This window comes from Pseudooceanicola nanhaiensis DSM 18065 (assembly GCF_000688295.1).
Classification (GTDB): Bacteria; Pseudomonadota; Alphaproteobacteria; order Rhodobacterales; family Rhodobacteraceae; genus Pseudooceanicola; species Pseudooceanicola nanhaiensis.
The window spans coordinates 15,373-27,780 of record NZ_JHZF01000016.1 but is presented as its reverse complement, the minus strand read 5'-3'; the positions used below and the strand labels follow the sequence as shown (position 1 = coordinate 27,780).

The window sequence follows — 12,408 nt, the reverse complement described above, 5'->3', positions numbered from 1 at the left end:
GCCCCCGCACCTTCTGCCCCTTGATCCGCTGCAGGAAAACGCGGCAACATCTCTCCGATACTTGATTATTCTGGAAAGGAGACGGCGCGGCTCCACCATAACGCGCCAGACCGCCGGCCGACGGCCAAGCTTGACCCACCAAACACTCGGATGCTGCCAATGATCCCCTCCCCCCTCCGCGCCCTTTTCCTCTGCTGTGCCATCGGCACGATCGCCGGTTGCGCCCCGGGCCCCTACCAGGGCGCGATGGAAGCCGTCGAACCGGGCGGCCACTACGCCGCGATGGAGGACGGGGACATCACCCTTCCGGCGGTCGATCCGCAGTATCTGGTCGAGCCCAACCGCATGACGCAGGTCGCCTACAACGGTCCGGAAGAGCCCGGCACCATCGTGGTCGATCCCTATGCCAAGTTCCTGTATTTCGTGGAGGGCCCGGGCCAGGCGACCCGCTATCCCATCGCCGTCGGCCGCGAGGGGCGGGGCTTCTCGGGCAGCGCGACGATCCAGCGCAAGGTCGAATGGCCCGGCTGGACGCCGACCGCCAACATGCTGCGCACCGAACCCGAGGTCTACGGCCCGTTCCGCGGCGGCATCCCGGGCGGCGTGGCCAGCCCGCTCGGCGCCCGCGCGCTCTATCTCTACCGCAACGGGCGCGACACGCGGTTCCGGATCCACGGCACCAACGACATGGCGTCGATCGGCAATTCCAGCACCGCGGGCTGCATCCGGCTCTTCAACCAGGACATCATCGACCTCTACAACCGGGCGCCCATGGGCACGCGGGTGGTGGTCCGGACCTATGACGAATCGGTCGCACTCGAGGATCCGCAATACGTGAACCGCGGGGTCGAGCTGCCGCCGACCATCGTCGATCCCGACGTGATCTATGCCGCGGTCGAGGAACAGAAGCTCCGAAAGGCCCAGTAAAAGGCCCGGTCGTCCCGGCCCGACACGGCCCGGCGCCCCAGGCGCCGGGCCTTTTTCATGCCGGCTGCCGCCGCGCCGCCGCCCGCGCCCGCCGGCGGGAGGCGGTCAGGGTCAGGCCGAACTGCCCGCGGAAGGCGCGCGACAGCGTCGCGGCGGAAGAGAACCCCGTCCGGGCCGCGATCGCATGCACCGGCAGGCTGGTCTCGGCCGCGAGCGTCTGCGCCTGCCCGAGCCGGAGCGAGCGATAGTAGCTGCCCGCGCTCACCCCCAGCTCGCGGGAAAACATCCGGTCGAGCGTCCGCGGCGCGACGCCCGCCCGCTCGGCGATGGCGCCCAGCGGCAGGGGCTCCTCGATATGCTTCAGCATCTCGCGCACGGCCCGGCCGAGCAGCGGCGACAGCGCCCCGCTCTCGGCACGGCGCGCCTCGGCCGAATCGTAGACGAAGAGCGTGCTCACGTCATAGGCCAGCGCGTCGCCGGCCGCGCCGCGGATGACCTCGAGGATCAGCGACATGGCCGAGGTCGCGCTGCCCGCGCTCATCCGGTCGCGGTCGATCACGTGGCTCCGCGCCACCGCCTCCACCTCGAGGAATTCCTCCGCGAAGGCGTCGAGCTCCTGCCAGTGCACCGTCGCGCGCCGCCCGTTCATCAGACCCGCGGCGGCGAGGATCCAGGCCCCCATGTCCAGCCCGACCACGCTCACCGCGCGCCGCGCGGCGGCACGGACCAGCCGCCGGACCTGCGGATCGGCCGCCTGTTCGCGCGCGCCGTAGCCCGCGACCAGCACCAGCATGTCGGCAGCCCCGGCCGCCGCGGCCGGGGTTTCCGCCTTCAGGACGAGGCCAGAGGAGCTGCGCACCGAGGCACCGTCCAGCGTGGCGATGCGCCAGCGGAACAAGCCGCGGCCGGACAGGTTGCAGGCCGCGCGCAGCGGCTCGACCGCATTGGCCAGCACCATGTTGGAAAAGCCGTCGAACAGCAGGAAGGTGATCCGGAGCGGGATTTCTGACGCCATATGCAAACAATATGACGCGTCATGCAAAATGAGGAGTCGGTTTCGGCTCTAGCCTTGCCGCATCGAGACAATTCATCAGATTCGGAGGCGGAACCGTGAACTGGGACGCATTCATCACCTGTGCCGTGACCGGCTCGGGCCTGAGCCACCACAAGAGCGACAAGGTTCCGGTCACCCCGCAGCAGATCGCCGACGCCTGTGTCGAGGCCGCCAAGGCCGGGGCTGCCGTCGCCCATGTCCATGTCCGCGATCCCGGGACCGGCATGCCCTCGCGCGATCCCGCCCTCTACCGCGAGGTCGTGGCCCGCGTGCGCGACAGCGGCACCGACGTGGTGCTGAACCTGACGGCGGGCATGGGCGGCGACATCGTGCTCGGCTCGCCCGAGGCGCCCTTGCCGCTGAACGCGGACGGCACCGACCTCGTCGGCGCGACCGAGCGCCTCGTCCATGTCGAGGAACTGCTGCCCGAGATCTGCACGCTCGACTGCGGCACGATGAACTTCGCCGAGGCCGATTACGTGATGACCAACACGCCGGGCATGCTCCGCGCGATGGCGCGCCGCATCCAGGCCGCGGGCGTGAAGCCCGAGATCGAGATCTTCGACCTCGGCCACCTCTGGCTCGCGAAGACGCTGGTCGACGAGGGGCTGATCGACGATCCGGTCCTCGTGCAGCTCTGCATGGGCATCCCCTTCGGCGCGCCGTACGACATGAATTCGCTCTCCGCGATGCTCAACAACATGCCGGAGGGCTGGGTCTACTCGATGTTCTCCATCGGCCGGATGCAGCTGCCCTATGTCGCGCAGGCCGTGCTCGCGGGCGGGAACGTGCGCGTCGGGCTCGAGGACAACATCTGGCTCGACCGCGGCGTGACGGCATCGAACGGCGATCTGGTGGAACGCTCGGTGACGATGCTCTCGGCGATGAACGTCTCGGTCATGACGCCCGCGCAGGTGCGCGAGAAGCTGGGCCTCAAGAAACGCTGGTAATCCGGCCGAAACCGGAACGGGCCGCTCGGGCCCGCAAGACAGGGAGAAGACCAATGGCACTTTCCAACCTCGACCGCCGCGGGTTCCTCAAGGGGACCACGGCCGGCGCGCTGGCGCTCGGCCTCGCGCCGCGCGCCTTCGCGCAGGAGACCCCGAAACGCGGCGGCCATGTCCGCATCGGCCATTCCGGCGGCGCGACCTCGGACACGATCGACCCGGCGACCTACACCGGCGGTCCGGTGGTCACCGCGATGATCGGCGGCGTCTGCAACAACCTCGTCGAGATCGACGAGACCGGCGCGGCGAAACCCGAACTGGCGGAAGAGATCACCCCCTCGGCCGACGCGAAGACCTGGACGTTCAAGCTGCGGAAGGTGACGTTCTCGAACGGCCGGCCGCTGACGGCGGGTGACGTGATCGCCTCGTTCCGCCACCACATGGGCGACGACACGAAGTCCGGCGCCAAGGAACTGCTGAAGGACGTCATCGACATCCGGGCCGACGGCGACAACGTCGTGGTGTTCGAGCTGGGCTCGGGCAACGCCGACTTTCCCTTCGTGGCCGCCGATTACCACCTGCTGATCATGCCCGCCGCGGCGGATGGCACGATGGACTGGAAATCGGGCATCGGCACCGGCGGCTACACGCTGGAAGAGCACGAGCCCGGCGTCCGCATCGGCCTGAAACGGCGCGAGGATTACTGGAAGTCGGACCGCGCCTGGTTCGACGAGGTGACGCTGCTGACGATCAACGACCCGACCGCGCGGCAGAACGCGCTGGTGACGGGCGAGGTGGACATCATCAACGGCGTGCCGACCAAGACCGTGCACCTGCTGGAACGGCGCCCGGGGATCGACCTGGTCGAGGTCACCGGCACCGCGCATTTCCCCTTCCCGATGCATTGCGACGCCGCGCCCTATGATGACGTCAACGTCCGGCTGGCGCTGAAATACGCGATGAACCGGGAAGAGATGGTCGAGAAGATCCTGCGCGGCCACGGCTCGGTCGGCAACGACCACCCGATCGCGCCCGCCTACCGCTTCCACAACGCCGATCTGGAACAGCGCGCCTACGATCCGGACAAGGCGAAATACCACCTGAAGCAGGCCGGGCGGGACAGCCTCGACGTGACGCTGGCGACCTCGAACGGCGCCTTCGCGGGGGCGGTCGACGCGGCGGTGCTGTTCCAGGAAAGCGCCGCCAGGGCCGGGATCACGGTCAACATCAAGAACGAACCGGCCGACGGCTACTGGTCGAACGTCTGGCTCAAGGCGCCGTTCTGCCAGGGCTACTGGAACGGCCGGCCGACCGAGGACTGGATGTTCTCGATGGTCTACGCCGCGGATTCGAGCTGGAACGAGACCCATTGGCAGAACGCGCGCTTCAACACGCTGCTGCAGGAGGCGCGGATCGAGCTGGACACCGCAAGGCGCGCCGAGATGTACAGCGAGATGCAGCAGCTCTGCCGCGACGACGGCGGGGCGATCATCCCGATGTTCGCCAACTTCATCGACGGCAAGTCCGAGAAGGTGAAGCACGGGGCGCTCGCCTCGAACCGCTTCCTCGACGGCTGGAAGGCCGTCGAACGGTGGTGGCTGGCCTGACGGCGCCCCGGCCCCGCCGGTCGCGGCGGGGCCCCTTCCCCCAATTCCTCAAGGACCAAGAGGCTTCAATGACCCGGATCCGGAAAGCCGCCTGCGTGGGCGGTGGTGTCATCGGCGGCGGCTGGATCGCCCGCTTCCTGCTGAACGGCATCGACGTCGCCGTCTTCGACCCCCACCCCGAGGCGCAGCGCATCGTGGGTGAGGTGCTGGACAACGCCCGCCGTGCCTATGGCCGGATGATCCAGGCCCCGCTCTGCGCAGAGGGAAAGCTGAGCTTCCACGACGACCTCGCCACGGCGCTGGACGGCGCGGAGTACATCCAGGAAAGCGTGCCCGAGCAGCTCGCGCTCAAGCACAGGGTCCTCGGCCAGATCGAGGCGCATGCGAGCCCCGAGGCGCTGATCGGCTCTTCCACCTCGGGCTTCAAGCCGTCCGAGCTCCAGGAAGGCGCGCAGCACCCGGAGCGCATCTTCGTGGCGCACCCGTTCAATCCGGTCTACCTCGTGCCGCTGGTCGAGCTCGTGGGTTCGCCCGCCAATGACGAGGCCGCGCTGGCCCGCGCGGCCGACATCCAGCGCGAGACCGGCATGATGCCCCTGCGCGTCCGCAAGGAGATCGACGCCCATATCGGGGACCGCCTGCTGGAGGCCGTCTGGCGCGAGGCGCTCTGGCTGGTGCATGACGACGTCGCCACGACGCAGGAGATCGACGACGTCATCCGCTTCTCCTTCGGCCTCCGCTGGGCCCAGATGGGCCTGTTCGAGACCTACCGGATCGCCGGCGGCGAAGCCGGGATGAAGCACTTCATCGAACAGTTCGGCCCGGCGCTCGCCTGGCCCTGGACGAAGCTCATGGACGTGCCCGAGATGACGGACGAGCTGGCGACCAAGATCGGCGACCAGTCCGACACGCAATCGGGCATGCACTCGATCCGCGAGCTGGAGCGCATCCGCGACGACAACCTCATCGGCATCTACCAGGCGCTGAAGGCCAACGACTGGGGCGCGGGCCGGACGCTGCGCGAGATGGAGGACCGCTATTTCGAGCGCGCCAAGGCCGGGGCCGGGGCCGCCACGCCCGACTACGCCGCACCGCTGACGCTGCACCGCTGCCGCGTGTCGGGTGACTGGCTGGACTACAACGGACACATGACCGAATACCGCTACCTCCAGGTCTTCGGCGACGCCACCGACGCCTTCCTCGGGCATATCGGCATGGACGCGGCCTATCGCTCCGCGGGCCGCTCGGTCTACACGGTCGAAAGCCACATCCGTCACCTGGCCGAGACCAGCGCGAACACCGCGCTCACGATCCGCACGACGGTCCTCGGCCACGATGCCAAGCGCATCCGCATCCATCACGAGATGCTGGACGAGGCGGGCACCCTGCAGGCCACGGCCGAACACATGCTGATGCATGTCGACACGCAGGCCGGCCGTGCGAGCCCGATGGCGGCGCCGCTGACCGACCGGCTCGCCGCGCTGTCGCCCGGCCAGCGCGGGCTGGCGGCCCCCGACCACGCCGGGCGCCCGATCCGCGACATCGGCTGGCCGGATCCGGGGGCGGCATGACGCTTCACCCCCTCGCCTTCATGATCCTCAAGCGGCTGGCCCTCGGGCTGGTGACGCTCCTGGCGATCTCGCTCTTCATCTTCCTCGCCATCGAGCTTCTGCCAGGGGACATCGCAGAAGAGGTCCTCGGCCAGTCCGCCACCCCCGAGACCGTCGCGGCCTTCCGCCGCGAGCTCGGCCTCGACCAGCCCGCGATCACGCGCTACCTCGCCTGGCTGACCGATGTGCTGCACGGCGATTTCGGAACCTCCCTGGCCAGCGGGCGCGAGATCTCGGAGCTTCTGGCCGGGCGCTTCGCCAACACGCTGTTCCTCGCGCTCTATGCCGCCGCGATCTCGGTGCCGCTGGCGATCGGGCTGGGCCTGCTCGCCGCGCTCTACCGGGGCAGCTGGTTCGACCGGACGGTGAACATCGCGACGCTGTCGTCGATCTCGTTCCCCGAGTATTTCGTCGCCTACATCCTGCTGCTCTTCTTCTCGGTCAAATGGGGCCTCTTCCCCTCGATCGCCGATTTCGGCAGCGATGCCTCGCTCGGCACGATGCTCTACCGCACCTTCCTGCCCGCGCTGACGCTGGTGCTCGTCGTCACCGCGCACATGATGCGGATGACACGCGCGGCGATCATCAACCTGCTCGCCCAGCCCTATATCGAGATGGCGCGGCTGAAGGGCGCCAGCCCCGCGCGGGTGATCCTGCGCCACGCGCTGCCGAACGCGCTCGCGCCGATCATCAACGTGGTCGCGCTGAACCTCGCCTACCTCGTGACCGGCGTCGTGATCGTGGAGGTGGTCTTCGTCTACCCCGGCCTCGGCCAGCTGATGGTCGATTCGGTCGCCAAGCGGGACATCCCCGTGGTGCAGGCCTGCTGCCTGATCTTCGCGGGCATCTACATCCTTCTGAACCTGAGCGCGGACGTGCTGGCCATCGCCACCAACCCCCGCCTGATGCACAGGAAGTGACGCCATGACCGCCATTTCCCTCCGCTCCGTTCCCCTCACCGCGATCTTCGGCATCGTCGTCATCGCGGCCTTCGCGCTGACCGGCATCTTCGCGAACCTCCTCGCGCCCTATGGCGAGACGCAGATCGTCGGCATGGAGTTCGAACCCTGGGGCGGCGATTTCGTCCTCGGCACCGACAGCCTCGGCCGCGACATGCTCTCGCGCCTGATCTACGGCGCGCGGAATTCCATCGGGATCGCGCTGGCCACCACCATCATCGCCTTCGTCGTCGGCGCGGCGCTCGGGCTTCTTGCCGCGGTGCTGGGCGGCTGGATCGATCAGGCGCTGTCGCGCTTCGTCGACCTGATGATCGCCATCCCGGGGCTCGTCTTCGCGCTGCTGCTCCTGTCGATCTTCGGCACCTCGATCCCGATGCTGATCCTCATCATCTCGGTGCTCGAGCTGACCCGCGTCTTCCGCCTTGCCCGCGCGGTGGCGATGGACATCGTCGTCATGGACTACGTGGAGGCCGCCCGCCTGCGCGGCGAAGGGCTCTGGTGGCTCGTCCGGCGCGAGATCCTGCCCAACATCATGGCCCCGCTGGTGGCCGAGTTCGGGCTGCGCTTCTGCTTCGTCTTCCTCGCGATCTCGGCGCTCTCGTTCCTCGGGCTGGGCATCCAGCCGCCCACGGCGGACTGGGGCTCCATGGTGCGGGACAACGCGATGATGATCACCTTCGGGGACATCACGCCGCTTCTGCCCGCGGCCTGCATCGCGCTGCTGACCGTGAGCATCAACTTCGTGGTGGACTGGATGCTGCACCGCGCCTCGGGCCTGAAGGACTGATCCCATGAGCGACACGCTTCTCACCATCCGGGACCTGAAGATCGAGGGGCGCCAGGGCGACCGCTGGCAGCCGATCATCAAGGGCGTGAACCTCGAGCTGAAGCGGGGCGAGGTGCTGGGCCTGATCGGCGAATCCGGCGCCGGGAAATCGACGCTGGGGCTTGCCGCCATGGGCTACACGCGGGACGGCACCCGCATCTCGGGCGGGTCGGTCCTGTTCGACGGGCTGGACCTGCTCTCGCTGTCCGAACGCCGCCGCCGGAGGTTGCGCGGCAAGCGCATCGCCTATGTCGCGCAATCGGCGGCGGCGAACTTCAACCCGGCGCACCGGCTGATCGACCAGACCGTCGAGGCGCCCGCCGCGATCCACCGCATGATGGGCCGTAGCGCCGCCGAGCAGGAGGCGATCGAGCTCTATGCCGCCCTGCGCCTGCCGAACCCCGACGAGATCGGCTTCCGCTACCCGCATCAGGTGTCGGGCGGGCAGCTCCAGCGGGCGATGACGGCCATGGCCATGGCCTGCAAGCCCGACCTGATCATCTTCGACGAACCGACGACCGCGCTGGACGTGACCACCCAGATCGAGGTGCTTTCCGCCATCCGCACCGCGGTGCAGGAGATCGGCACGGCGGCGATCTACATCACCCACGACCTCGCCGTGGTGGCGCAGATGGCGGACCGCATCAAGATCCTGCTCCGCGGCGACGAGGTCGAGGAACAGGAGACGCGCGCGATGCTCGCCGCCCCGAAGGAGGAATATTCCAGATCCCTCTGGGCGGTCCGCAGCTTCACCTCGGAGGAGCGCCCCGCCCCCGAGGCGGCGACGCCGGTGCTGCGGGTCCGGGACGTGACGGCGGAATACGTGCCGGGCACGCCGGTCCTGCAGGACGTGAGCTTCGACATCCACGCCGGCCGCACGGTCGCCGTGGTGGGCGAGAGCGGGTCGGGCAAGTCGACCACCGCACGGGTCATCACCGGGCTTCTGCCGCAGGTCCGCGGCACGGTCGAGCTTGACGGCCAGGCCCTTCCGCCGCGGCTGCCCGACCGCAGCAAGGACCAGCTCCGGCAGGTCCAGATGATCTACCAGTCGGCGGACACCGCGCTGAACCCCAAGCAGACGATCCGCGAGATCATCGGCCGCCCGGCGCGCTTCTACCTGGGCCTCACCGGACGCGCGCTCGAGGCCAAGGTGCGCGAGCTCTTGGAGGCGATCGAGCTCGACCCCGACACCTTCATCGACCGGTTGCCGGGCGCGCTCTCGGGCGGGCAGAAGCAGCGCATCGGCATCGCCCGTGCGCTGGCCGCGGAGCCGAAGTTCATCATCTGCGACGAGGTCACCTCGGCCCTCGACCAGCTCGTGGCCGAAGGCATCCTGCGGCTTCTGAAGCGGCTGCAGGACGAACGCGACCTTGCCTACATGTTCATTACGCACGACCTTGCGACGGTGAAGGCCATCGCGGACCATGTCGTCGTCATGCAGCAGGGCCGCGTCGTCGAACAGGCGCCGAAGTCCGAGATGTTCACCCCGCCCCACCATCCCTATACCGAGCTGCTGCTGAGCTCGGTGCCCGAAATGGATCCGGACTGGCTCGACCGGACGATCCGGGCTCGCAGGAAAGGCTGACAGATGCAGATCACCGACCCCGAGGTCCTTCGGTTCATCGCCGACACGCAGGCGGTCTATCCCGACGAGGCGAACCACGCCTCCACCGCCGAGAACCGCCGGATGTACGACGCCATGTGCGCCGTCTTCCGCCAGCCCCGGCCCGAGGGCCTGCCGGTGGCCGACGCGGTCGTCGCGGGCGTGCCGGTGCGGCGCTACACGCCCACGGGGTCCGAAGCGCGTCCGTTCCTGCTCTATTCGCACGGCGGCGGCTTCGTGGTCGGCGGGCTCGACAGTCACGACGATGTCTGCGCCGAGCTGGCGGTGGCGACAGGCTGCGAGGTCGTCTCGGTCGATTACCGGCTGATGCCCGAGCACCCCTTCCCCGCGCAGATCGACGACGTCTCCGCCGTCTGGGAGGCCGAGACGGCAAAGGGCCGCGCGGGCATTGCCATCGGGGACAGCGCGGGCGGGAACCTCTCCGCCGCCCTCTGTTTCCGGATGCGGCGCACGGGCGGGGCGATGCCGCTGGCGCAGGTGCTGATCTACCCGGGGCTCGGCGGACCGACCGACGCGCCCTCCTACACCGAGAACGCCGAGGCGCCGATGCTCAGGGCGAAGGACGTGCTGGCCTACAGGAAGACGATGAGCCCCGAGGCGCTGGAGATCCGACGCACCGACCCCGAGGCCGCGCCGCTGGTGGCCCGGAGCTTCGACGGCCTGCCGCCCGCCTTCATCGTGACGGCGGATGTCGATCCCCTGCGCGACGACGGCCCGGCCTACCAGGCCGCGCTGCAGGCGGCGGGGATCCGCGCCGACTGGCGGAACGAGCCGCAGCTCGTGCATGGCTACCTGCGCGCGCGACATTGCGCGCGCCGGGCGGGCGCGAGCTTCCGGGCGATCTGCGACTGGATCAACGCGGCCCTCGCCCCGGCGTGAGCACAGGAAAAAGGCCCCCGCCCGCGGCAGCGGGCGAGGGCCGTTTCCCGAAGCGGCGCAGGCCGCCGGCGCTACATCGACATCGGCAGGATCAGCGAGATCGCGGGCACCAGCACCAGCAGCGCCAGCACCACGATGTCGATGGCCAGGAAGCGGACCAGCCCGCGGAAGATCGTGCCGATCTCGACCGTCTTCTCCTCGATGACGCTGGCGAGGACGAAGACGTTCAGGCCCACCGGCGGCGTGATCAGCCCGATCTCGAGCAGTTTCACGATCACCACGCCGAACCAGATCAGGTTCATGTCGTAGCTTTCGACCATCGGGATCATCAGCGGCAGCGTCAGCACCATGATCCCGACGGGATCGAGGAACATGCCCAGCACCAGGTAGATCACGCAGACCATCACCAGGAACATCCCCGGCCCGAGGTTCGATTCCCCCAGCATCCCCACCAGCGAGTTCGACAGGCCGGTCAGCGCGATCAGCGCCACGAAGATCTTGGCGCAGGCCGCGATGAAGAAGATCGAGCCGGTGGTCACCATCGTCTCGCGCAGGAGCGGGATGATGTCCTGGACCGACATCCGCCCCCGCAGGATGCCGAAGATCGTGGCAAAGAGCAGCGACAGGGCGGCGGCCTCGGTCGCGGTGAAGATGCCGCCGTAGATGCCGCCGATCACCACCACGAAGAGCAGCACCGCCGGCCATGCGCCGAGCGCCGCCTTCATCTTCTGCGCGCGGGTGAAGACCTCGTCCGTCACCGGCGCGATCTCGGGCTCGCGCTTCACCCAGATCACGATGACCAGCGCGTAGCCCAGGAGCGAGATCACCCCGGGCAGGAACCCGGCGAGGAAGAGCTGGCTGATCGAGCTTTCGGTGAAGATGCCGTAGATGATGAACAGAACCGACGGCGGGATGAGCGAGCCCAGCGTGCCGCCCGCCGCGACCGAAGCCGTGGCGAGGCGCGGGTCGTAGTTGAGCCGCAGCATCTCGGGCGTGCAGATCCGGCCCATGGTCGAGGCGCAGGCGATGGAGCTGCCCGAGATCGCCGAGAACCCGCCGCAGCCCGCGACCGAGGCGATCGCCACCCCGCCCGGCAGCTTGACCAGCCAGACCCGCGCGGCCTCGTAGATCTCGGTGGTGATGCCCGCCTTGTAGGCGATGTGACCGAGCGCGATGAAAAGCGGGATCATCGACAGGTCATAGCTGTGCACGAGGTCGAAGGTCGATGAGAACGACAGCGACAGCGTCGCCCAGAACGCCCGTTCGGGCATGAACGTCCCGGTGCGGAACGCGAAGACGAGGAAGATCCCCACGACCGCCACGCCGCCGATGGCGTAGGAGATCGGGACGCGGATCGCCAGCAGCAGGATGACGAGCGCGCAGGAGACGTAACCGATGGTTGCCAGATCCATAGTGGTCCCTCCGGCTCAGAGTTTTTCCGGGGCGGGTTGCCCGGTGATCGCGGCGCGCAGGTCGACCCAGAGGATCTGGACGAGGCGGATCAGGAAGAAGACGAAGGCCAGAACGAAGAGCAGCCGGCTGGGCCACTTGGGCCAGTGGAAGGTGCCGCCGTAATGGGAGGGCGAGTTGAAGGCCTTCCAGAACTCGAACCAGCCGGCCATCAACAGGACGCAGGCGAGCCCCACGCCGATCAGCGCGGCGAAGACGGCGATCCAGCGGTTCAGCGCGGCCGGGAAGAGGTTCGCGATGACCTCGATCGCGATATGCGCGCGGGCGGCGGTGGCCGAGGCGAGCGGGAAGAGGATCGTGGCCACCATGAGCTCCTGCACGGCGATCATGATGTCGGGCATCCCCATCAGGAGGAATTCGCGCGACACGATGTTGGCCGTGATCAGCAGGCAGAGAAGGACGATGGCGACAGCCGCCGCCGAATCGAGCACGTACTCGATGCGTTTCATGTCGGATACCGGTCTGAAGTGTCGGAAGGCCCGGCGCAGGGGGCTGCGCCGGGCGG

Annotated in this window: 11 protein-coding genes; 8 read left to right on the top strand and 3 right to left on the bottom strand. The window is 68.6% G+C overall.

Annotation, left to right across the window (positions count from 1 at the left end; all coding sequences use genetic code 11):
• Positions 1-159 precede the first annotated feature (159 nt).
• A complete protein-coding gene (locus Q344_RS0119445) occupies positions 160-927 on the top strand; it encodes a L,D-transpeptidase (protein ID WP_084178503.1) in 768 nt (255 codons plus the stop codon).
• Between the two features lie 55 nt (positions 928-982).
• Here the strand turns inward: Q344_RS0119445 and Q344_RS0119440 are convergent, their stop codons facing one another.
• On the bottom strand, positions 983-1,942 hold the full coding sequence (locus Q344_RS0119440; protein WP_028288245.1) for a GlxA family transcriptional regulator: 960 nt from the start codon (positions 1,940-1,942) through the stop codon (positions 983-985).
• A 95-nt stretch (positions 1,943-2,037) separates the two neighbouring features.
• Between Q344_RS0119440 and Q344_RS0119435 the strand changes: the two genes are divergently transcribed.
• The 7 genes from Q344_RS0119435 to Q344_RS0119405 all read left to right on the top strand — a co-directional run bounded on the left by Q344_RS0119435 (position 2,038) and on the right by Q344_RS0119405 (position 10,433).
• Positions 2,038-2,931 (top strand): beta-keto acid cleavage family enzyme, encoded by an 894-nt coding sequence (locus Q344_RS0119435; RefSeq protein WP_028288244.1) that lies wholly within the window; start codon positions 2,038-2,040, stop codon positions 2,929-2,931.
• Between the two features lie 53 nt (positions 2,932-2,984).
• Entirely contained in the window at positions 2,985-4,535 is a 1,551-nt protein-coding gene (locus Q344_RS0119430; protein ID WP_028288243.1) for an ABC transporter substrate-binding protein, read from the top strand.
• 68 nt (positions 4,536-4,603) lie between these two features.
• The gene (locus tag Q344_RS0119425) at positions 4,604-6,106 is read left to right on the top strand and encodes a carnitine 3-dehydrogenase (RefSeq protein WP_028288242.1); all 1,503 of its coding nucleotides are present in this window, start codon (positions 4,604-4,606) and stop codon (positions 6,104-6,106) included.
• The gene (locus tag Q344_RS0119420) at positions 6,103-7,065 is read left to right on the top strand and encodes an ABC transporter permease (RefSeq protein ID WP_028288241.1); all 963 of its coding nucleotides are present in this window, start codon (positions 6,103-6,105) and stop codon (positions 7,063-7,065) included. The genes Q344_RS0119425 and Q344_RS0119420 overlap by 4 nt, the downstream gene beginning before the upstream one ends.
• Before the next feature lie 4 nt (positions 7,066-7,069).
• Positions 7,070-7,891, top strand: a complete 822-nt coding sequence (locus tag Q344_RS0119415; RefSeq protein WP_028288240.1) for an ABC transporter permease — start codon at positions 7,070-7,072, stop codon at positions 7,889-7,891.
• A gap of 4 nt (positions 7,892-7,895) precedes the next feature.
• On the top strand, positions 7,896-9,515 hold the full coding sequence (locus Q344_RS0119410; protein ID WP_028288239.1) for an ABC transporter ATP-binding protein: 1,620 nt from the start codon (positions 7,896-7,898) through the stop codon (positions 9,513-9,515).
• A gap of 3 nt (positions 9,516-9,518) precedes the next feature.
• Entirely contained in the window at positions 9,519-10,433 is a 915-nt protein-coding gene (locus Q344_RS0119405; protein ID WP_028288238.1) for an alpha/beta hydrolase, read from the top strand.
• A 71-nt stretch (positions 10,434-10,504) separates the two neighbouring features.
• Here the strand turns inward: Q344_RS0119405 and Q344_RS0119400 are convergent, their stop codons facing one another.
• Positions 10,505-11,845: a TRAP transporter large permease gene (locus Q344_RS0119400; RefSeq protein ID WP_028288237.1), complete on the bottom strand. Its 1,341-nt coding sequence runs from the start codon at positions 11,843-11,845 to the stop codon at positions 10,505-10,507.
• Between the two features lie 15 nt (positions 11,846-11,860).
• Positions 11,861-12,352, bottom strand: coding sequence for a TRAP transporter small permease (locus Q344_RS0119395; protein WP_028288236.1), 492 nt, complete (start codon positions 12,350-12,352; stop codon positions 11,861-11,863).
• Between the last annotated feature and the right edge of the window lie 56 nt (positions 12,353-12,408).

Coding starts and splice junctions, on each gene's coding strand:
- Q344_RS0119440 (WP_028288245.1), bottom strand. CDS start 1,942: ATGGCGTCAGAAATCCCGCTCCGGATCACCTTCCTGCTGTTCGACGGC.
- Q344_RS0119405 (WP_028288238.1), top strand. CDS start 9,519: ATGCAGATCACCGACCCCGAGGTCCTTCGGTTCATCGCCGACACGCAG.
- Q344_RS0119420 (WP_028288241.1), top strand. CDS start 6,103: ATGACGCTTCACCCCCTCGCCTTCATGATCCTCAAGCGGCTGGCCCTC.
- Q344_RS0119430 (WP_028288243.1), top strand. CDS start 2,985: ATGGCACTTTCCAACCTCGACCGCCGCGGGTTCCTCAAGGGGACCACG.
- Q344_RS0119400 (WP_028288237.1), bottom strand. CDS start 11,845: ATGGATCTGGCAACCATCGGTTACGTCTCCTGCGCGCTCGTCATCCTG.
- Q344_RS0119445 (WP_084178503.1), top strand. CDS start 160: ATGATCCCCTCCCCCCTCCGCGCCCTTTTCCTCTGCTGTGCCATCGGC.
- Q344_RS0119415 (WP_028288240.1), top strand. CDS start 7,070: ATGACCGCCATTTCCCTCCGCTCCGTTCCCCTCACCGCGATCTTCGGC.
- Q344_RS0119395 (WP_028288236.1), bottom strand. CDS start 12,352: ATGAAACGCATCGAGTACGTGCTCGATTCGGCGGCGGCTGTCGCCATC.
- Q344_RS0119425 (WP_028288242.1), top strand. CDS start 4,604: ATGACCCGGATCCGGAAAGCCGCCTGCGTGGGCGGTGGTGTCATCGGC.
- Q344_RS0119410 (WP_028288239.1), top strand. CDS start 7,896: ATGAGCGACACGCTTCTCACCATCCGGGACCTGAAGATCGAGGGGCGC.